The 20,447-nt window shown below is 65.2% G+C and carries 16 protein-coding genes; 8 read left to right on the top strand and 8 right to left on the bottom strand.

Translation table 11 applies throughout. From position 1 onward, the window contains the following. The first annotated feature begins 6 nt into the window (after positions 1-6). The gene (locus P2869_RS27475; RefSeq protein ID WP_277598568.1) at positions 7-720 is read left to right on the top strand and encodes an SDR family NAD(P)-dependent oxidoreductase; all 714 of its coding nucleotides are present in this window, start codon (positions 7-9) and stop codon (positions 718-720) included. A gap of 57 nt (positions 721-777) precedes the next feature. On the opposite strand, the gene P2869_RS27470 is transcribed toward P2869_RS27475, so the two are convergent. Further along, positions 778-1,887 carry a lysozyme inhibitor LprI family protein gene (locus tag P2869_RS27470; RefSeq protein WP_277598567.1) on the bottom strand — a complete coding sequence of 370 codons (1,110 nt, stop codon included), beginning with the start codon at positions 1,885-1,887 and terminating at the stop codon, positions 778-780. Between the two features lie 56 nt (positions 1,888-1,943). Continuing rightward, complete coding sequence (locus P2869_RS27465) at positions 1,944-2,831, bottom strand: LysR family transcriptional regulator (protein ID WP_277598566.1); 888 nt, start codon at positions 2,829-2,831, stop codon at positions 1,944-1,946. 168 nt (positions 2,832-2,999) lie between these two features. Here P2869_RS27465 and P2869_RS27460 point away from each other — a divergent pair, with 168 nt between their 5' ends. The 3 genes from P2869_RS27460 to P2869_RS27450 all read left to right on the top strand — a co-directional run bounded on the left by P2869_RS27460 (position 3,000) and on the right by P2869_RS27450 (position 7,238). Beyond that, on the top strand, positions 3,000-4,526 hold the full coding sequence (locus P2869_RS27460; protein ID WP_277598565.1) for an MFS transporter: 1,527 nt from the start codon (positions 3,000-3,002) through the stop codon (positions 4,524-4,526). A 306-nt stretch (positions 4,527-4,832) separates the two neighbouring features. Beyond that, positions 4,833-5,771: an MBL fold metallo-hydrolase gene (locus P2869_RS27455; protein ID WP_233425741.1), complete on the top strand. Its 939-nt coding sequence runs from the start codon at positions 4,833-4,835 to the stop codon at positions 5,769-5,771. A gap of 282 nt (positions 5,772-6,053) precedes the next feature. Beyond that, positions 6,054-7,238, top strand: a complete 1,185-nt coding sequence (locus P2869_RS27450) for an arabinogalactan endo-1,4-beta-galactosidase (RefSeq protein WP_277598564.1) — start codon at positions 6,054-6,056, stop codon at positions 7,236-7,238. Between the two features lie 27 nt (positions 7,239-7,265). Here P2869_RS27450 and P2869_RS27445 read toward each other — a convergent pair whose 3' ends face one another. The 6 genes from P2869_RS27445 to ugpC form a co-directional block, all read right to left on the bottom strand. Further along, complete coding sequence (locus P2869_RS27445) at positions 7,266-8,603, bottom strand: sugar efflux transporter (RefSeq protein ID WP_277598563.1); 1,338 nt, start codon at positions 8,601-8,603, stop codon at positions 7,266-7,268. 3 nt (positions 8,604-8,606) lie between these two features. Further along, positions 8,607-10,565, bottom strand: coding sequence for a beta-galactosidase (locus P2869_RS27440; protein ID WP_277598562.1), 1,959 nt, complete (start codon positions 10,563-10,565; stop codon positions 8,607-8,609). A gap of 60 nt (positions 10,566-10,625) precedes the next feature. Beyond that, positions 10,626-11,477 carry a carbohydrate ABC transporter permease gene (locus tag P2869_RS27435; protein ID WP_277598561.1) on the bottom strand — a complete coding sequence of 284 codons (852 nt, stop codon included), beginning with the start codon at positions 11,475-11,477 and terminating at the stop codon, positions 10,626-10,628. 10 nt (positions 11,478-11,487) lie between these two features. Then, the gene (locus P2869_RS27430; protein WP_277598560.1) at positions 11,488-12,405 is read right to left on the bottom strand and encodes a sugar ABC transporter permease; all 918 of its coding nucleotides are present in this window, start codon (positions 12,403-12,405) and stop codon (positions 11,488-11,490) included. A 64-nt stretch (positions 12,406-12,469) separates the two neighbouring features. Beyond that, positions 12,470-13,711, bottom strand: coding sequence for an extracellular solute-binding protein (locus tag P2869_RS27425; protein WP_277598559.1), 1,242 nt, complete (start codon positions 13,709-13,711; stop codon positions 12,470-12,472). A 49-nt stretch (positions 13,712-13,760) separates the two neighbouring features. Then, complete coding sequence (gene ugpC, locus P2869_RS27420; protein ID WP_277598558.1) at positions 13,761-14,918, bottom strand: sn-glycerol-3-phosphate ABC transporter ATP-binding protein UgpC; 1,158 nt, start codon at positions 14,916-14,918, stop codon at positions 13,761-13,763. Positions 14,919-15,172: 254 nt separating this feature from the next. Here ugpC and P2869_RS27415 point away from each other — a divergent pair, with 254 nt between their 5' ends. The 4 genes from P2869_RS27415 (at position 15,173) to P2869_RS27400 (ending at position 20,293) form a co-directional block, all read left to right on the top strand. Then, a complete protein-coding gene (locus P2869_RS27415; protein ID WP_277598557.1) occupies positions 15,173-16,198 on the top strand; it encodes a LacI family DNA-binding transcriptional regulator in 1,026 nt (341 codons plus the stop codon). Between the two features lie 238 nt (positions 16,199-16,436). Further along, positions 16,437-17,615 carry a glycosyltransferase family 9 protein gene (locus P2869_RS27410; protein ID WP_277598556.1) on the top strand — a complete coding sequence of 393 codons (1,179 nt, stop codon included), beginning with the start codon at positions 16,437-16,439 and terminating at the stop codon, positions 17,613-17,615. A gap of 335 nt (positions 17,616-17,950) precedes the next feature. Next, positions 17,951-18,778: a p-hydroxycinnamoyl CoA hydratase/lyase gene (locus P2869_RS27405; protein WP_114814455.1), complete on the top strand. Its 828-nt coding sequence runs from the start codon at positions 17,951-17,953 to the stop codon at positions 18,776-18,778. Positions 18,779-18,841: 63 nt separating this feature from the next. Beyond that, positions 18,842-20,293, top strand: a complete 1,452-nt coding sequence (locus P2869_RS27400) for an aldehyde dehydrogenase (RefSeq protein WP_277598555.1) — start codon at positions 18,842-18,844, stop codon at positions 20,291-20,293. The last annotated feature ends 154 nt before the right edge of the window (positions 20,294-20,447 follow it).

Raw genomic sequence — 20,447 nt, 5'->3', positions numbered from 1 at the left:
CGACTCATGCAAGACTCGACGACAAAGACGACACAAAAGACGGTTCTTCTCATCGGCGCATCGCGCGGGCTGGGTTTCGCGATGGCGGAGGAATACCTCAGGCGCGGCTGGCACGTGATCGCGACAGGCCGGGCAGGCTCCATGGAACGGCTTCTGCAAGCGGCAGAAGCGTCGCACGGCGCGCTCGAAGTCGAGACAGTGGACATCACGATTGCCGGGCAGGTCGAGGCGTTGCATCGTCGTCTCGATGGCCGGCAAGTGGACGTGCTGTTCGTGAATGCCGGAGTCAAGAACGACGACGGCGAAACGATCGCCGACGTTTCCACGGAAGAGTTCGTCCGCGTCATGGTGACGAACGCGTTGAGCCCGATGAGGGTGATCGAAGCGCTTCAGGATCTCGTGCAGCCCGCCGGAACGATAGGTGTCATGTCGTCAGGGCAGGGCAGTGTCACCAACAACGTGAACGGCAATTACGAGGTCTACCGTGGCAGCAAGGCCGCGCTCAACATGTTCATGCGCAGCTTCGCCGCACGCCACCAGCACGATGCGAGGACACTGTTGCTGATGGCGCCCGGCTGGGTACGAACGGACATGGGTGGCCCGCAGGCGCGCTTGAGTATCGAAGAGAGCATTCCGAATCTCGTCAGTACGATGGAGGCTTACGAAGGCCATTCGGGATTGCATTACCTCGACTATCTCGGCAGGGTCGTGCCGTGGTGAGCGGTTGACGCCCGGAAGGCTTCTTCTGCCGCGCGGCCAGCCCTGCCTCCCAACGCCTCACGGCATGATCCGAACGGGCACGGTGTCACTGCGACAGTCCTTGCGCTCCGATGCAAACAGTTTCGGAAACTCGCGTTTGTCGCTCGCGACATTGGTGTAGTAGCGCACTTCGCTTTTGTTTTCGTCGATCAGATAAAGGAGCGCGGCCCACAGATGTCCGTGCTCGTCGTAGGCGATCGAAGCGTGGCTGTCGCACGCAATGCCGCGCACGAACATGCCGACGACGCTCACCGGTTTGCCGTTCAAGGTTGCGTGATCGGGTGTTCCAACCACGTCGGCCGCATCGACGAACTTCGGGTAGTCGTCGCCCACCATGGCGCGAAACGCCTTGTCGAGTTCCGCGGAGGGCAGCACGGAGCGGGTCACCAGATCCGGCGCGACGTTCGGGTCGTGTTCCGCGGCCACGTACGTGCCGCCGTAGGTCACGTTGAGCCCTGCGCCGCAGGTGGCCGAATCGCCTTTCTGTTCCACCTGCAGGCGGTTCAGTACGCGCCGGAAGGTGAGTTCGCATCCTTCCGTGTCGCTTGCGTCGTCGCCACGATAGCGTGCGGCATCGCTCGTCACGAGGCTGGCTTTGCCGGACAGTTCGCCCGTATCCGCGCCGGACGATGCGCTGAGGTCGAACGCGAACCCTCGCTTGCCGAGCTGACTGATGACGAGTTTCGACGGCGCATTGCCGTCGGCGTCAACGCGCCACCAGTTCCCGTTCCAGCGAAACGACCGCCCGCCCGCTCTCAGCACGGTGGTGCGTTCGCTGTATTCGTACCGCAGGCAACTATCGTCATGGCAGCGGTTGCGCTCAGCGAGCCACGCGCGCTGGTCGGCCTTCCATGCGTCGGCGTCCTGCGTCGTGGCCAACAGATGCGCGTATGCCTCGCTCATCTCGTGGTCCATGCGCGAGAGCGTTGGATCGGCGCAGAGTCGACGTTCCACTGCGGATGCTGCCTTCGAACAATCGAATCCCGCTGCTGCGGCCAGCGATGGCAGGACGAAGAGCACAAGAGCGGCCACTATTGTTCGCGCACGTCGTGCATGGGCAAGAAAGGCGGCAACTGTGCCAACGGCGTTGTCGTGTTTCGCTTGAACGGGTTGGGACGTGTGTTGCATTCAATCTCCTACGAGGTGCATTGAGTTTTTCCTGACCGTACTATTTCGTTTCGCTGTCACGCTTCTACAAACAACCGCTCGCACATGAAGTCCACGAACACGCGCAACTTTGGCGACAGTTGCCGGCTGGAGGGCCAGAGAACCGAGAACTGGCCGGGCGGAATGGCGAGATCGTCCAGCACGGTGACAAGCGAGCCGCATGCGAGCGCGTCGCGCACGAGGAAGTCCGGCACGAAGCCGATTCCGAAGCCTGCGATCACGGCACCGCGCAGGGCCTCCATGTTGTTGCACGTCATCGACGTACGCAACCTGGGCGGCTCGTCGTCGTCGCCGAACGTCCAGGGCTGCAGCCGGCCGGTGGTGGGAAACCGGTAGCGCACGCAGTCGTGCTCGACCAGTTCCGCGACCGTGCGCGGCTGGCCCATACGTGCCACGTATTCGGGCGAGGTGCATAGCACGAAGCGAAACGGGCCCAGCCGGCGCGACATCAGGCTCGAATCGGTGAGCAAGCCGCTGCGAATCACCGCGTCGAAACCGCCTTCCACGACGTCGACGATCCGGTCGTTGAAATCGAGATCGAGTTCGACGTCCGGATAGCGCGCGCTGAATGCGGGCAACACCGGCAGCAGAAAGCGGTAGCCGATCACGGGCAGGCTCACCCGCAGCCGGCCGCGCGGCGTCTGCGCGGCCTTTGAGAGCATCGCTTCGGCGTCGCGCAATTCTTCGAGAATGCGATGGCAGCGCTCGTGAAAGTGCTGCCCTTCGTGCGTCAGGCTCACGCGGCGTGTGGTGCGGTGAAAGAGCCGCACGCCGAGCGACGCCTCCAGCTTCGCAATGGCCTTGCCGACCGCGGACGCGGAAATGCCGAGCTTGCGCCCCGCCTCCACGAAGCTGAGCGTTTCCGCGGTTCGTACGAATGCGACGATGCCGTTCAAGTTGTCCATGCCGGTTCGACTCCCCATGGCCCGTTTCCATTGCGGAATGCCGCTCCGCAATTTACGGAACGGTGCCTTGTTTTTCGCCCATTGAATCCGGATTATCGTTCGTCGCTCAGCCGGATGCATAGCGTCGCGGTATGTCGCGATGTGCCGGCATTCCATGAGGAATCGACGATGGATACCACCTGCTCTTCCGGCCTCGCGAGGCGCACCGTCGTGCTGGCCGCCGTCTGCGTTGCCGCGCTCGCCATGCCGCTATCGTTTTCCGCGGGTGCGGTCGCAACGCCCGCGATCGGTCTCGACCTGGGCGGCAGCCCGGCCGCGATGAACTGGATCACCAACGCGTTCATGCTCACGTTCGGCAGCCTGCTGATGGCGGCCGGTACGCTTGCGGACCGGTTCGGCCGCAAACGGCTTTTCGCCTGCGGCGTGGCCGGTTTCACACTGAGTTCGCTTGCGCTTGGCTTCGCGCCTTCGGTGCTCGCGGTCGATCTGCTGCGCGCCGCGCAGGGCGTTGCCGCTGCGGCGACGCTCGCGGGCGGCACCGCAGCGCTGGCTCAGGAGTTCGACGGCCACGCGCGTACCCGTGCGTTCAGCCTGCTGGGCACCACGTTCGGAATTGGCCTTGCGTTCGGGCCGGTGCTTGCGGGCTGGCTGATCGCGGAGTTCGGCTGGCGCGCGATCTTCTCGACAGGCGCGCTTGCCGGCGTGCTGTCGCTGACGTTCGGCGTTCCGCGCATGCACGAGTCGCGCGATCCTCACGCACGCCAGGTCGATTGGGCCGGCACCATGACGTTCACGGCCGCGCTGGCGTGCTTCACGTACGGCGTGATCGAAGCGCCGTCGAGCGGCTGGATGTCGACGCCTGTCGTCTCGTCGCTCTGTGCGTCTGTTGCGTTCGCGGTGGCGTTCGTCATCGTCGAGCTGCGAAGCGAGCGGCCGATGCTCGACGTGTCGCTGTTTCGCTATCCGCGCTTCGTCGGCGTGCAGGTCTTGCCCATCGCGACGTGCTATTGCTACATCGTGCTGCTCGTCGTGCTGCCTTTGCGCTTCATCGGCATCGAAGGCTACGACGCGATTCAAGCCGGCTGGCTGATGCTCGCGTTGTCGGCGCCCATGCTGGTGGTGCCGTTCATCGCCGCGACGCTCACGCGCTGGATGTCGGCGGGCGCCATTTCGGGGCTCGGACTCCTGATCGCGGCGGCGGGGCTGCATGCGCTAGCCGGCGGGCTGCGCACAGGCACCGGGCTGGCCGCCATCACACCGATGATCGCAATCGGCGTAGGGGCCGCGCTGCCGTGGGGGCTGATGGACGGGTTATCGGTCAGCGTGGTGCCGAAGTCGCGAGCGGGGATGGCAACGGGCATCTTCAGCACTACGCGCGTAGCGGGCGAGGGTGTCGCGCTCGCCATCGTCAATGCGCTGCTCGCCGCACTCGCGCAGCGCAGCCTGCACGCGGCTGCGCCAGCGGTGGCGCCCGGCACCCTCAACGAGGCTGCCGCGCGGCTCGCGACAGGCGACCTTGCACACGCGGCGGCGAAGCTGCCCGAGATCGCGCAGGCGACGCTTCACGCAGCCTACGATTCAGCGTTCGATCAGCTTCTCGACGGCCTGACGCTCATCACGCTGCTCAGTGCGCTCGCGGTGTTTGCGTTTCTGGGCAGAGTCCGCGCGCAAGACGAACCGGTGACGGCGAAATAGGGCGGCGCGCTCGCAGTCTGTCAGCCGCCCATTGAACGGATGCTGAATAGTTCTGAAGACGGGGCGAGCCATCTGCCGGTGAAGAGCCGCCAACCATGCGCTGTGCTTGCTGTCAAAGGGGGCGTTCAGAACGCTTAATTTCGCGTCCGCGTGAGCGGCAACCATAATCGATGGCGTCGATAGCAGGAAATCGCATTCCTTCACTTCTTTCCAGCCCTTCACGCTATGAAGATGTCTCTTACGCCTGCAAGCCGCGCTCCGTTATTCCGTGCATTCGCTGCGTTCGCCGTGTTTGCCGCCGCGGTGATGCTGTCGCTTCTGCATGCGCCGCCCGTACATGCCGCTGCGCCTCAGGTCCGCACGCAGGCGCCCGGCTTCTATCGCATGATGCTGGGCTCGTACGAAGTCACTGCGCTGCTCGACGGGACGCACGACTTTCCCGTGGAAACCGTGATGACGAACGTCTCGCGCACGGATACCGATCACGACCTCGCCAGCGACGATCTCTCGCTGCCCGTGCAGGGTTCAATCAACGCGTTTCTCATCAATACCGGCAGCCAGCTCGTGCTGATCGATACGGGCGCGGGCGTGCTATATGGCGATTGTTGCGGGCACCTGCTCGCGAACCTGCGTGCAGCAGGCTACCGCCCCGAGCAGGTCGACCTCGTGCTGCTCACGCATATGCACAAGGATCATGTGGGCGGCGTGATGCTCGATGGGCAGCGCGCTTTTCCGAATGCAGTCGTGCGTGCGTCGCGCCGCGAGGCCGACTACTGGCTCGACGCGAACAACAAACGCACGGCGCCGGCCTTCCTGAGTTCGTTCTTCGACGCGGCCGCGCAGTCCGTTGCTCCGTACATTGCCGCGGGACGCTTCCAGCCGTTCGATGGCGACGCCACGCTTGCGCCGGGCATCCGCGCGCTCGCGGCGCCCGGCCATACGCCGGGCCACACCGCCTACGTGGTGCAAAGCGGGAAAGAGACGATGCTCGTGTGGGGCGACGTCATCCACGTTGCTTCTATTCAGCTGCGCGACCCCGCCGCGACGGTCGAATACGATTCGGACGCGACCGCCGCGCAACAGACGCGGCACGATCTGCTCGCACTTGCCGCGCAGCGACACTATGTGATCGGCGCGGCGCACATCGCGTTTCCGGGCCTGGGCCACGTGAGTCCGGACGGTGCGGGCTACCGATGGATTCCGTTGAACTACGACGGGGATCCGGCAAAGCATATGGCGCAGTGAGTGTGCAGACGATTCGCGTGTCGGCAACCGGCACGCCAGGCATGCCACGTGTGTGTCGTCGGCGCGTGCGCCGACCTTCATGCCGCATGTGTGCGCTGCGCCATCCCGGCCGGCTCAGGGCCGTAGCCGCGCGGCCACATAGTGAACCTGCGTCGCCATCTTTGCCTCTCAGGACGTCCTTTTGATAGCCTTGGCAGGCAGTTCGCCGTCCAGAAATTTAAGCGCTTAAATTCGGCGACTGTCCCATCGGATCCGTCATGCAGGACAACTGGAGGAAGACACATGAAGAGAAGATCGATGCTGTCGTGGATGGCCGCCACCGCGGCGCTCGCGGGCTTCGATGCCGCGGTGCCGCGTTTTGCCGGCGCGGCGCAAAGCAGCGCGTCACAGGCGGTTCGGCCTTTCGCCATGGGCGCTGACGTCTCGACGCTGCTCGAACTCGAAGACCACGGCGCCTGCTATTACGACCACGGCGCGGCGCAGGACTGTCTGCTGATTCTGCGTCGGCACGGCGTAGATTCGATTCGCCTCAAGGTGTGGAACGATCCGGGCAATCCGGCGTTTTACCCCGCGAATCAAAGCTCGCCTGCGGGCTACAACAATGCGCAACACGTTTGCGTTCTGGCGCGCCGCGCGGCCGCGCTGGGCATGCGGATTCTCATCGACTTCCACTACAGCGACTGGTGGGCCGACCCCGGCAAGCAATACCCGCCGCACGCGTGGGTGGGCAAGAGTCTGGCCGAGACGTGCGATCTGTTGTCGGCCTACACGTCCGACGTGCTGCGCATGCTGCGGGCAGTGGGCGTGCGGCCCGAGTGGGTGCAGATCGGCAACGAGATCACGGGCGGCATGCTCTGGCCGCTCGGCAAATACGATCAGTGGGACAACCTCGCCCAATTGCTGAAGGCCGGGCACGACGCGGTGAAGTCCGTGGACGAGCGCATTCAGGTCATGCTGCATCTCGACAGTGGCGGCAACAATGCGACGAGCCGCTGGTGGTTCGACAGCGCCACGCAGCGCGGCGTGACCTTCGACCTGATCGGGCTTTCGTATTACCCGCAGTGGCAGGGCACGCTGGATGCACTCGGCGCCAACCTGAACGACCTCAGCGCGCGTTACGGCAAAGACGTGATGGTGGTGGAAACGGCGTATCCGTGGACGACGAGCGATGGTGATTCCGAACCGAACTCGATGACCAACACGGGTTCGGTCAACTATCCGCCCACGCCGGAAGGGCAGGCGCAGTTCGTGGGCGCGCTTGTCGATCTCGTCAAGGCGGTGCCCGGCCATCGCGGCAAGGGCGTGTTCTGGTGGGAGCCGGAGTGGACGCCGGTGCCGGGCGTGGGCTGGAAAGTGGGTGCCGGCGATCAGTGGGACAACAACACGCTGTTCGACTTCCACGGCAATGCGCTTTCGTCGCTGAACGCGTTCCGCGCGCGGCAGGCCGTGGAAGGCGGCCGCGGGTAGCCGCAGGTCGCCGCAGTTAGTGGCCGGTCAGTCCTCGCGCGCGGCTTGCCGCCGCGAGGGCACCAGAAGCCAAAGCCTTCGCGCGACAGCGCACACGGCGCGCAGTGGTTGCCGCTCGAGCAGTTGTCGCACGGGCAAGTCGCCGGCGGCAAGCAGCACGAGCGCGCAGAGCGTGAGGGCCGCGCACATCAGAAACGCCGCACGGTAACCGAGGGTGCCGACGATCGTTCCCGAAAGGACGCCCGAAAGAATGGAACCCACGCGCGCCGCGTTGAAGAAGAGCGCGGTGGCGGCGCCCGTCTGCCGCGGCATGAGGTCCTGGATGTAGGTCATGCCGAGGCACGACGTGATCGCCACAACGGCCGCGCTCAAGACCTGCAGCGGCACGACCATGCCGGGTCTCGACGCCGCCGCGAGCGCGACGAAGTACAGCGTATGAAGCACGGCGGCCGCCGTGAGCCAGCGCGGCTTCGAAAGCTGCGGCGATTTCGCGCCGAGCCACAGCATCATCGGTATTTCGAGCAGTGCGCCGAGACCCAATGCCGCCGAGACTTCGAGCCGCGTGCCGTTCAAGCCGTGCACGATGAAAAGCGGCAGCACGATCATGGTCGCGTTCGCGGCGAGACCAATCAGCGTGAGCGCGAGCAGGGCGCGGATGATGACGTTCGGGCCAGCCGGTTGCGCCGCGGCGTGCGTTTTGCTTGCGTCGGCGGCTGCGTGCGGCGCGTCGTGCTCCACCGCCGCCTCGCCTTCGCGCAGCGTGACACGGTGCCGTGCCGGGGCAATCTCGGGAATGCGGAACACGAGTACGGCGCTGGCCGCGAAGCTCGCCGCCGCGAAGGCGAACAGCCCGAGGAAACCGGTCTGCGCGAGAATCAGCGCGCCCACGGCCGGGCCGAACACCCACGCGGCGGACAGCAGCGTACGCAAGGCGGCCAGGGCGAAATCGGCCTGTGCTGAATCGTCGAGCGGCAGCACGGAACGGCCGAACGCAAACACCTGCGAAAGCGAGGCCGCGCCCGTGCCGAGCAACGCCACGCCAATCACGATGAGCGCCGTGTAGTCGCGCACGAAGCACAGGCCAAGGTAGCCGAGCGCCGCGGCTACGAGCGAGCCGATCAACGGCACGCGGTGCTTGCCGCGCCGGTCCGACCATCGGCCCGCGGCGGTGCTCGCCACCACGCCGCTTGCCGAAATGAGCGTCATGAAGAGGCCGAGCCGCAACGGCGACATGCCCGCTTCTTCGATACCGAAGAGCGACAGATACGGCGCCGTAAACGACAACGCCACGCCGAGCAACAGCATGGCGACTGCAAGCGGTACGAAGTGCGGAATCCGCGTCAGGCGGACAAAGCGCGAGCGCAACGGTCAATCGTCCTCGATCCAGGCGGCGACGCCGACAGGTTCCACCTGCGGGCCGCCCAGCACGAAACGCGCGCCGTGCGGGGCGGGTACGGCGTGCGGTTCGTCGCTGTAGTTGATGGCGAATCGGAGCGGTCCGCGGGTGCGCAGCCGCAATCCTTCGGGCAGCAGTATGGACTCGATGCCCGCATCGCGCACGCAGCGTGCCACGATGGCGCGCAGCATAGCCTGATCGAAGCACGCCGTCACGAGGTTCACGCGGCCGTGGCGCAGCAGCGCCGGCACGCCGTCGTCGAACCGGGCGAGCACGTCGGCGCCGGTGCCGGGCTGGGCATGGTCGCGCCAGCGCAGCCCGTGTCCCTCGGTGCCTTCGAAGCGAATGGCGGGGCGAATGGACGGCCGCAGCGATTCGACTTCCGCAATGCGAACGGGCAGCACGCCTTGCAGCTTGCCGGGCGGCAACCCGGGCGCAATGGCAAAGCTGCCGGTCTTCGAGCCTGTGCGGGGCCCGAAAATCCAGTGGCTCGCCCCGTGTTCGATCTGCGCGATCACGCTGTCCGGCAGGATCGGCAAGGTTGGGGCGACAACGAGCCGGTAGCCGGCAACGTCGGCATGCGCCGACACGATATCGACGTCGAGGCCCAGCGAACGCAACGCGCTGTACCACTCGAACACGTGATGCTGATAGTCGAAGTCCGCGCCGTGCGGTTGCGCGGCCACCATCCAATCCGCCTCGTAATCGAACAGCAGCGCGACGGGTGCGTGCTTCTTCACGTCATGCGGCGCGCCGAGCGCTCGCAATTCTTCCCCTACCTGTGCTACTTCGCGACCGCCTTGCGAGAGCGTGTTGTCGGGTGCATGAAGGCCCGAGTGCATCTGTTCCTGTGCATAGGGGCACTGGCGCCAGCGGAAGTACGAGACCAGTTCCGCGCCGTGCGCGAAGGCTTCCCAGGTCCAGAGCCGCACCGCGCCCGGCCGCGGCACCGGGTTCCAGGGCGCCCAGTTGACGGGCCCCGCCTGCTGCTCCATGACCCACATGCGGCCTTTGCCGATGCCGCGATAGAGATCGTGGCTGAACGCCGACACATCGGGATGCCCGGTGCGGGCCCAGCGGTGCTTGTCCGCCTCCGCGAGCGGCAGCACCTCTGTGCGCGGCACGGGGTAGCTGTCCCAGGCGGCGACGTCGAGACCATGACGCGCGAACACGTAGTGATCGAACGCCGTGAAGAAGCCCATGAAGTTGTGCAGCAGATCGCGCCCCGGCGCATGGGCGCGAATGAGTTCGGCCTGCAACGCGTGGAAGCTGGCCACTTCGTCGGACTGAAAGCGGCGAAAGTCGAGTACGTGCGACGGATTGAGATCCGTGGGTGTGCACTGCGGCAGCTCGATCTCGTCGAAGTGCCGGTATTCCATGCTCCAGAACACGTTGCCCCATGCCGTGTTCAGCGCACCGATCGTCTCGTAGCGGCCGGCAAGCCACTGTCGAAAGCGTTGCAGGGCCGCCTGCGTGTAGGTGGGCACAGTGTTGTGACAGCCCAGTTCGTTGTCGGTTTGCCACGCCACCACGGCGGGGTGATCGCCGTAGCGCCGCACCATTTCGCCGACAATGCGCGCGCAGTGCTCGCGATAGATCGGGCTCGATAGGTCGTAGTGACGCCGCGAGCCGAATTGCATCACGGTGCCGTCGCGCGTCACAGGCAGAATCTCCGGATGCTGGTCCACGAGCCACTTTGGCGGCGAGGCCGTCGGCGTGCCGAGCACGATTTTCAGGCCGTGGCGCGCGAGCGTTTCGATGGCGTCGTCGAGCCATGCCCACTCGTAACGTCCCGGCTCCGGTTCCATGCGGCTCCATGCGAATTCGGCGATACGCACGCGCGCAATGCCAAGCTCCGCCATGCGCCGCGCGTCGCTCTCCCATTGGTGCGCTGGCCAGTGTTCCGGGTAGTAACAGACGCCGAGTTGCATTGAAGTCGTTCCTTGCATCGTTGTTGAGTGGTTATGCGGCAAGAGCTTGCCGTTCGCGTGTCAGCCCTTGGTCGCGCCGAACGTGAGGCCTGCCACAAAGTGCTTCTGCATGGCGAAGAACATCGCTACCGAAGGCAGCGCCGCAAGCACGGAACCCGCGGACACGAGGTTCCACGCCGTGGTCCATTGCCCGCGCAGCGCAGCGACGCCCACGGTGATGGGCGCGGCGTCGTCGCCTTGCGTGAGGCACAGCGCCCAGAAGTAGTCGTTCCAGACGAACGTGAAAACGAGAATCGCCAGCGCGGCAAGCGCGGGCCGTACGAGCGGCAGCACCACGCGCATGTAGATGCTCCATTCGCTCGCGCCTTCGATGCGGGCCGCTTCGATCAACTCGTACGGCAGTTCGCGAATGAAGTTGCGCAGAAAGAGCGTGCAAAAGCCGGTCTGAAACGCGGCGTGAAAGAGCACGAGCGCCCACACCGTGTTGTAGAGATTCAGCCCGAGCATCAATTCGCGCACCGGAATCATGAGGATCTGGATGGGCACGAAATTGCCCGCTACGAAAAGCCCCAGCAGCACGGCGTTGCCGCGAAAGCGGTAGTTCGCCAGCGCATGGCCCGCCATCGAGGCGAGAAAGATCGACGCCGCCGCGGCGGGCAGCGTAATCAGGCAGCTGTTCCAGAAGTAGTGGAGCATTGGCGTCTGCGTGAGCGCCGTGCCGTAGTTTTCGAAGAAGGCGAAATGCTTCGGCCAGCCCCAGTAGTTGCCTGCGGAAAGCTCGTCGGTGGAGCGCACCGAAGTCACGAGCACTGCGATGAGTGGCACGAGCCAGAGCAGCAGCGCAACCGGCAGCGAGAGGCGATAGATGAAACGCGGCGCGGGACGCCACCGTTGCACGGGCATCGGATACATGGCGGATTCCTTACGATTCGACGCGCACGAGGCGGCGCAGTTGCCAGACGATGTAGACCAGCATGATCGCGAAGAGCACCACGGCGATGGCCGCCGAATAGCCTTCGCGGTAGTACTTGATGGCCTGGTCGTACATGAAGTACGCGAGCACGGTGGAACTGTCGAAGGGTCCGCCGCCGCTCATCACGGAAATAAGGTCGAAGCTGCGCAGCGCGCCGATCACGGTGAGCACCACGGCCATGAAGGTGGCAGGCCGCAATTGCGGCAGGATGACGTGCCACAGCAGCGTGAAGCCGCGCGCGCCTTCCATGCGCGCTGCCTCGATGATCTCGCTGTTGATGCCGGTGAGCCCCGTGAGATAAAGAATCATGCAGAACGGTATCTGCGGCCACAGCGCGGCGAAGATGATGCCGTAGGTGACGTAGTGTGGATCGCCCAGCACGGGAATGCCGTGCCCCACGATCAGTTTGAGCAGGCCGAACGTGGGCTCGTAGAACCAGGAGAACACGAGACCCACCACGACGCCCGGCAATACGAACGGCGCGAAGAACAGCGACTTCACGAGCCGGATGCCGAACACGTTCTGGTTCAGATACAGCGCAAGCGCGAGTCCCGCGGGCGGCGCGAGCAGAAACAGCACGAGCCAGATCAGATTGTTCTTGAGCGCGACGTAGAACGTGTCTGACGCGAACAGCTCGCGGTAATTGTCGAGCCCGGCGAAGGTCCTCGCCGTCATGCCGTCCCAGTGGTGAAAGCTGAGACTGATGCTGCTCGCAATCGGATAGATGACGAACACGGCGAAGAGCGCGAAGCCGGGCAGCAGGAACAGCAACGCGGCACGCGTGCGCCGCTGGCTGAGCGGCACCCGCTTGCGCGCGGCGGAGCGCGGCGCTTGAGAACGCGACCGATGAATGGCGGTAAGCGACATGAGTGAGATTCCAGCGGTTCATGAACGGAGCGATGCGCGCATCGCTCCGCCGGTTGCTGCGCGGCTACTTCTTGTAGATGCGCTTGCGCGTGGCTTCGAGCCGCTGCAGGATCGAATCGATCTGCGTCGGGTCGGAGAAGAACTGCTGCATGGCCTTCATGCCTTCATCGGCCATTTCCTTCGTCATGTCGCGGTCGTAGAACTGCGCGATGCCGCCCGTCGTACTGGAGAGCGTCTGGAAACCGACCTTCGAGATGGGGTCCTGCGGCTCGGGCGCTTTGTTGTTCGACGGCAACTGGCCCCAGCCCTTCGCGAGTTCGCCGTTGATTTGCGGCGTGCCCATGAAGGCGAGCAGGCGCCGGGCGTCGGCCTTGTTCTTTGCTTTCGCGGGCACGATCAGCACGTTGACGGGACCGTCTTCGGCCACAGGCACCGAGGCATCGATCACGGGGAAGCGGAAATAGCCCATCTCGTTGCGCGTGGCCGCGGGCAAGCCGGCGGAGAAGAAGGTGCCCATCAGCATCATTGCGGCCTGGCCGTTCACGAGCAGCGGACCGACCGAATCGACGTCGTACGAGAGTGCGTTGTCGATGAAGTACTTGTTGTCGATCAGCGTCTTCCACGCTTCGTACACGTGCTTCACGCGCGGGTCCGTATAAGCGACGTCGCCGGCCATCAACTGCTGGTGAAACGCGTATCCGTTGATGCGCAGGTCGAGGTAGTCGAACCACGCGGCAAGCGTCCACGAGTCGCGTGCGGCCACGGCGATGGGCGCCACGCCCGCGGCCTTCAGCTTGCGGCAGTCTTCGAGGAACTGTGCCCAGCTTGCGGGCTCGCCTGAAATGCCGGCCTTCTGGAACAGGTCCTTGCGATAGAAGAAACCGTAGGCGTCGTAGCCGAGCGGCAGGCTGTACTGCTTGCCGGCATAACTCGACGACTGCTTGACCGAGGCATAGGTCTGGTTCCAGTCGTTTTTCTGCCAGTCGCTGCTGAGGTCTGCGAGCAGGCCGCGCTTCGCGAAGTACGCCATGCGCTCGCCGTTGTGCCAGCTGAGCACGTCGGGCGGGTCGGTGGCGAGCCAGCCGGAAATCTGCACCTTGTAGGCTTCTTCGCCCACGTAGGTCACCTTCAGGTCGATATCGGGATTGGCCTTCCTGAATTGATCGAAGGCTTCCTGCCAGGTCGCGCGCTGATTGCCGCGCGCCGAAACGTCGACGGTGAGCGTGCCTGCATCCGCCACCGTAGCTGCTGTGAAAGCAGCGCCGGCGAGGCAGGCCAGTGCGAGCGCACGTGCGTTGAGCTTCATCTCGTTGTCTCCTTCAGTTGGTGTGTTTTACGTGTGGGCTGCTTTTCTCTTACGCGACGGCCAGCACCTCACGGCTCTGCAAAACGGCTTTGCCTGCTGCGTCGAACAAATGGCACAAGCCCTCGGGTAAATGGAACGATTGCCGGTCGCCTTCACGCAGCGGCGACGTGCCCGGCGACTTCGCGAGCAACGGCGCGCCGCCCGGCTGGTCGAGATGCACGTAAGCGGCCTCGCCCAGTTGTTCGACGAGCAGCACCGTGCGCGTGATCGTGCCGGCCTGCGCGGCGTCGCGCGGCGGCATGGGCGAAAGGTGTTCGGGGCGAATGCCCAGCGTGACGCGTTCGCCTGCGGCGAGCGTTCGTTGCGGCCTGCGATCGTGCAGCGTGACAGCCTCGCCGCTGGCGTCGAGACGCAGTTCGATGGTGTCGCCGTGCGCCGCGGCAATCGTGGCGGGCAGGAAGTTCATGCGCGGCGAGCCGATGAAGCCGGCCACGAAAAGGCTGGTGGGGCAATGGTAGAGATCGAGCGGCGCGCCGATCTGCGCGATGCTGCCTTCGCGCGCCACGTCTTCGCCGGAGCGCAGCAGCACGATCTTGTCGGCGAGCGTCATGGCTTCCACCTGATCGTGCGTCACATAGACCGAGCTGGCTTCGCGAAAGCGCCCGTGCAACCGGGCGATTTCGATGCGCGTCTGTCCGCGCAGGGCTGCATCGAGATTCGAGAGCGGTTCGTCGAAGAGGAACACTTTCGGCTCGCGCACGATGGCGCGGCCAATGGCAACACGCTGGCGCTGTCCACCCGAAAGCTGCTTCGGGCGACGCTCCAGCAGTTCTTCGAGTTGCAGCACGCGCGCAGCTTCCTGCACGCGGCGGTGAATTTCGTCCTTCGGCGTGCCTGCAATGCGCAGGCCGAAACCGATGTTGTCGAACACCGTCATGTGGGGAAAGAGCGCATAGCTCTGGAACACCATCGCGACTCCGCGTTCCGCTGGCGGCGTTTCGTTCATGCGCTCGCCGCCGATCAGGAGTTCGCCCGTGGTGAGTTCTTCGAGCCCCGCGATGATGCGCAGCAGCGTGGACTTTCCGCAGCCGGACGGCCCGAGGAACACACAAAACTCGTGGTCGCCGATGTCGAGGTTGACGTCCTGCAAGACGGGCCGGTGCTGGCCGTACTGCTTTGAGACATGGCGCAGCGAAATGGTGGTCATCGCTTGCTCCCGGACAGCGGGGCGCTGCGCTGCATCGAATAACTCGCGCAATTTGCGCTGCGATTTAAGCGCTTAAATTTTTGTGTTGCAAAGTTCAGCAGCGGCCGTACCATGTCGTCTCCTGCAAGTCGTTGTGGAGCAGAACTTAGCGCAGCGATTTCAGCGGTGCAACTTTTTGAAACGCCATCCCAGCATATGAGTAACGCTATGACCACGTGCGTGGCGCGATTTCCCGAGCGTGGAGCGCGCACGCGATGGTGACCCTGGCCGAAGTCGCGCGGCGCGCGAAAGTAACCGGCGCGACCGTGTCCAACGTGCTGCGCAATCCGCAGAAGGTGAAGCCCGAAACCGTCGAACGCGTGATGGCCGCCATCCGCGAACTCGGCTACCGGCCGAATCTCACCGCGCGTGCGTTGGCGCAGGGCCGTACGTCCACGCTCGCGCTCATGCTGTCCAACATCGCCAATCCGTTCTACCCCGAGTTCGTGCTCGCGGCCGAACGCGAGGCGCGCAAGCGCGGCTATTTCCTGCTGGTCTGCAATACCGACGACGACCCCGCCATCACGCGCGCCTACCTCGACCAGATTGCGGGCACGCTCGCCGCCGGCGTGATCGTGATGAACACGGACCTCGCCGAGCGCGAATTGATCGAAGTGGCGGGGCGCGGCGCGGCCGTGGTGCTGTGCATGTGGGAGCACGTGCAGCCCTCGCGCGCGTTGCCCTGCGTGACGGTCGACTTCGCCGCGGCGGGTGCGCTCGCCGCCGGCCACCTCTCGGAACTCGGGCACCGCAAGTTCGGCGCGCTCGTGGGCGAGGGGTCCGGTGGCCCGCAAACGGTGCGCGTGGCGGGCTTCGAGAGCGGACTCGCGGCGCGCGGTCATGCGGCGAAGTCGCTTTTCGTGGCGCGCACGCGCGATTCGATCGAGGGCGGCTACGAAGCCGCCATGGCGCTGCTGCGCAAGCACCCCGCGGTGACCGCGCTCTTTGCGACGAACGACTTGATGGCCATCGGCGCAATGCAGGCCGCGGCGGATCTCGGCAAACGCGTGCCCAACGACCTTTCCGTGATCGGCATCACGGATATCCAGCTTTCCCACCAGTTCCGCCCGGCGCTCACCACCGTGCGTTTTCCGACCGCGGAGATCGCCGCGCGCTCCATTACGCTCGCGCTCGAAATGGTGGAAGGCACGCCGCCGACGCAGGAAATGTACGCAGTGCGTGGCCCCGAACTCGTGGTGCGCGAATCGACGGGGCCCGCGCCATCGCGGCGACGCAGTTGAGCCGGCGCGGTTGAGGCGGCTTTTATCCGCATCGCTCACCCGCTGCTCCTTTCCAGATGACAAAAATGTGGCGGTTTGCTGTCGGCGCCGACCACGGGAAATTTGTGTTTGTCGTATAGTCGCGCGAGCGCATCAGAAGTCGGTAATCAACACGCGACACATACGCGATGCGCCACGCGGACCCAACGTTTTCTGCGCGACAGGACGACATCCGCGGCATTCTGGAGAAAGCGGATGGATGAACAGACCAACGGGGTGTGCGATGGCGGCTTTGTTTTCTGAGGCCGCTCCACCAGAGACCATTCTCGTCATCTGTACGGCCCGCATCGGCGACGTGGTGCTCACCACGCCCGTGGTGCGCGCCTTGAAGACGAAGTGGCCGGGCGCGCAGATCGACATGCTGATTTTCGAGGGCACGGGTGGCGCGCTCGAAAATAATCCCGACATTCGGCGCGTCATCGCCGTGCGGCGCAGCGCGAATCTCGATGCGTGCCTCGGTGTGGTGCACAAGCTATGGCGCCGGTACGACCTGGCCTGCTCGCTGAAGACGTCGAGTGTGGCCATGCTCTGCTGCTGGATGGCCGGGCGCAAGCGGGTGGGCGTGGTGGCCGCGTCGGGCAGGAGCTGGACGCGCCGGCGGCTGCTGCATCGGTTCGCCGTGGAGCATGACGCGTCGATCCATGTGGTGGAAAGCGGTGCCGCGGTGGCGGAACTGCTCGGCATTTCGCCTTCGTTCGAAGTGGTGCCGCCCGCAATGAGCGGCGCGCCTGAGCAGCGGGCGCATCTCGATTCGCTGCTCGCGCCTGCGGCCGGCAAGCCGTATGTGGTCCTCCAGACGTTTCCCAAGTACCAGTACAAGCGTTGGCACGTGGAAGGTTGGGCCTCGCTCATCCGCTTCGTGCGCTCGCACGGCTACGCGCCCGTGCTCACGGGCGGCGCGGACGCGGAGGAAGTCTCGTACGCGAACGAAGTGGCAAGCCACGCGGGCGTCGAGGTGATCGATCTCGTCGGCAAACTGAGCTTCGGTGCGACGGCGGAAGTGATCCGCCATGCGAGCCTGTTCGTCGGCCCGGATACTTCCACGACGCACGTGGCCGCGGCGACCGGGGTGCCCACCATCGCGCTCTTTGGCCCCTCGAACCCGATGCGCTGGGGCCCCTGGCCGAAGGGCTGGACAGGTTCCACGCCGTGGACCTTCGTCGGCTCTGCGCAAAGAGGCAACGTGTGGCTGATTCAGGGCAACGGCGGCTGCGTGCCGTGCGAGCAGGAGGGCTGTGAGCGCAACCTCGCGAGCCGCAGCGACTGCCTTTCGACGCTCGGGGCACACCGCGTAATCGACGCGGCCGCCGCGCTCCTGCGTATCGCGCAGGACGTGCGCATCAAGATTCCCGTTTTCGCGGAGCGCGTTGTGGCGTGACGGCTGTTTTGAGATTCGCTTGATGCCGGGTTGATGCCGGGTTGATGCCGGGTTGATGCCGGGTTGATGCCGGGTTGATGCCTGGTTGAGGCCCGCCCAGTGCGCCCTAAGCTTTTCCGCACACGTACAAAATACTTCCCATACGCCTTGCGCCCCGCTTTGCCGGGGCGTTTCGTTTTGCGTCCTTGCCGACGCTTCCATGACGCAGCAAACGGAGGGTTCGCACCCGATTAGGGGTTTGTCCCAAGGCGCGTCGATGGCGCTTTACATATCAGGTAGCCTGATAGTAAATTGGTGGCAAGTCGCAATCGCGGCATTGTTCATGGAGAGAAACGATGAGTTACGAAGGTCGCTGGAGCACGGTCAAGGTGGTGGTAGAGGGCGGCATCGCGTGGGTGACGCTGAACCGGCCGGAAAAGCGCAACGCAATGAGCCCCACGCTCAATTCCGAGATGACCAACGTGCTGGAGACGGTGGAGCTGGACCCGGAAGCCCAGGTGCTCGTGCTGACGGGCGAGGGCGACGCGTGGACGGCTGGCATGGACCTGAAGGAATACTTCCGCGAAGTGGATGCCGGCCCGGAAATTCTTCAGGAAAAGATTCGCCGCGACGCGAGCCGCTGGCAGTGGCAACTGCTGCGCATGTATTCGAAGCCCACCATCGCGATGGTGAACGGTTGGTGTTTCGGCGGCGGGTTCTCGCCGCTCGTGGCCTGCGACCTCGCCATCGCCGCGGACGAAGCGGTGTTCGGCCTCTCGGAAATCAACTGGGGCATCCCGCCGGGCAACCTCGTCAGCAAGGCCATGGCCGATACGGTGGGGCACCGCCAGGCGCTCTACTACATCATGACGGGCGAGACCTTCACCGGCCAGCAGGCGGCGCAAATGGGCCTCGTGAACAAGAGCGTGCCGCGCGCGGAACTGCGCGAAGAAGTGCGCGCGCTGGCCGCGAAGCTGCTCGACAAGAATCCCGTGGTGCTGCGTAACGCGAAGCATGGCTTCAAGCGCTGCCGCGAACTCACGTGGGAGCAGAACGAAGACTACCTGTACGCCAAGCTCGATCAGGCCAATTACCGCGACCCCGAAGGCGGCCGTGCGCAGGGCCTCAAGCAGTTCCTCGACGACAAGAGCATCAAGCCCGGCCTGCAAAGCTACCGGCGCTAAGACGCCATACCGGACGCAACCGGACAAGACCAGAGCAGACGAGACCTGAGCGGAGACATCGAAATGCACGAGGTGAGCTTGTTGATCGACGGCGTGTCGCGCGGCGCGTCGGACCATGGAACGTTCGAGCGGATCGGTCCGGCGAGCGGGCAGCCGGTGTCGCGCGCAGCGGCCGCCACGCTGGCCGATGCGGACGCCGCAGTGGCCGCCGCCGCGCGCGCCTTCCCGGCGTGGTCCACGCTCGGGCCCACTGAGCGCCGCAAGCGGCTTGCCGCTGCGGCCGACCTGATGGACGCCCGCGCCGCCGACTTCATCGCCATCGGCACCGCTGAAACAGGCGCCATGCCGAACTGGTACGGCTTCAACGTGATGCTCGCGGCCAACATGCTGCGCGAGGCCGCGGCCATGACGACGCAGATCGACGGCGCCGTGATTCCCTCCGACGTGCCCGGCAGTCTCGCCATGGCCGTGCGCCAGCCCTGCGGTGTAGTGCTCGGTATGGCGCCGTGGAATGCGCCCGTGATTCTCGGCACGCGCGCACTCGCCATGCCGCTCGCGTGTGGCAACACGGTGGTGCTGAAGGCCTCCGAGGGCTGTCCCGGCGTGCATCGCCTGATCGGCAGCGTGCTGCACGATGCGGGTCTGGGCGACGGCGTTGTGAACGTGATTACGCATGCCGCCGCGGATGCGCCCGCCATCGTCGAACGTCTGATCGCGAATCCCGCCGTGAAGCGCGTGAACTTCACGGGCTCCACGCGCGTGGGCCGCATCGTGGCCGAACTTTCGGCGCGTAATCTGAAGCCGGCGCTGCTCGAACTGGGCGGCAAGGCGCCGGTGCTCGTGCTCGACGACGCCGACCTCGACGCCGCCGTGCAGGCCGTCGCCTTCGGTGCGTTCTTCAACCAGGGGCAGATCTGCATGTCCACGGAGCGGGTGATTGTCGACCGCAAGGTGGCGGACGCTTTCGTCGAGAAGCTCGTCGCGAAGGCGCGCACGCTGAAGGCCGGCGACCCTGCCGCGCCGGGCGTCGTGCTCGGCACGCTGGAGAGCGTGGGCGCGGCGCAGCGTATCAAGGCGCTCGTGGAAGACGCACGCGCCCACGGCGCCGCGCTGCCGCTGGGCTGCGAGGTGACGGGCGCGGTGATGCAGCCTGTTATCGTGGACGGCATGACGCCTGCCATGAAGCTCTACGCGGACGAATCGTTCGGGCCGGTTGTTACGGTGCAGCGCGTGGACGGCGACGACGAAGCGCTCGCCGTCGCGAACGACAGCGAATACGGTCTCTCGGCCGCGGTGTTCAGCCGCGACATCGCGCGCGCGATGCAGGTGGCGAAGCGCATCGAGTCGGGTATCTGCCACATCAACGGCCCGACGGTGCACGACGAGGCGCAGATGCCGTTCGGCGGCGTGAAGGCAAGCGGATACGGACGGTTCGGCAGCAAGGCGTCCGTGGCGGAGTTCACGGACCTGCGCTGGATCACCGTTCAGACCGGCCCGCGTCACTATCCGATCTGACCGGGCCGCCTCGTTCCGACCGGTTCGGACCAGACCCGGTCGGGCAGACCCGGTCAGGCAGACCGTACTCGTCTGCACCCAAGAACATAACAACACGACGAATCTGCATGCCGGCACGTGAGTGCACCGGCCGGCATGCAGACAGGAGACACGC

This window comes from Paraburkholderia sp. SUR17, from assembly GCF_029536165.1.
GTDB classification, from domain to species: domain Bacteria; phylum Pseudomonadota; class Gammaproteobacteria; order Burkholderiales; family Burkholderiaceae; genus Paraburkholderia; species Paraburkholderia kururiensis.
Note: the sequence above shows the minus strand (reverse complement) of the source record. Positions and strands in the feature narration are given on the sequence as shown.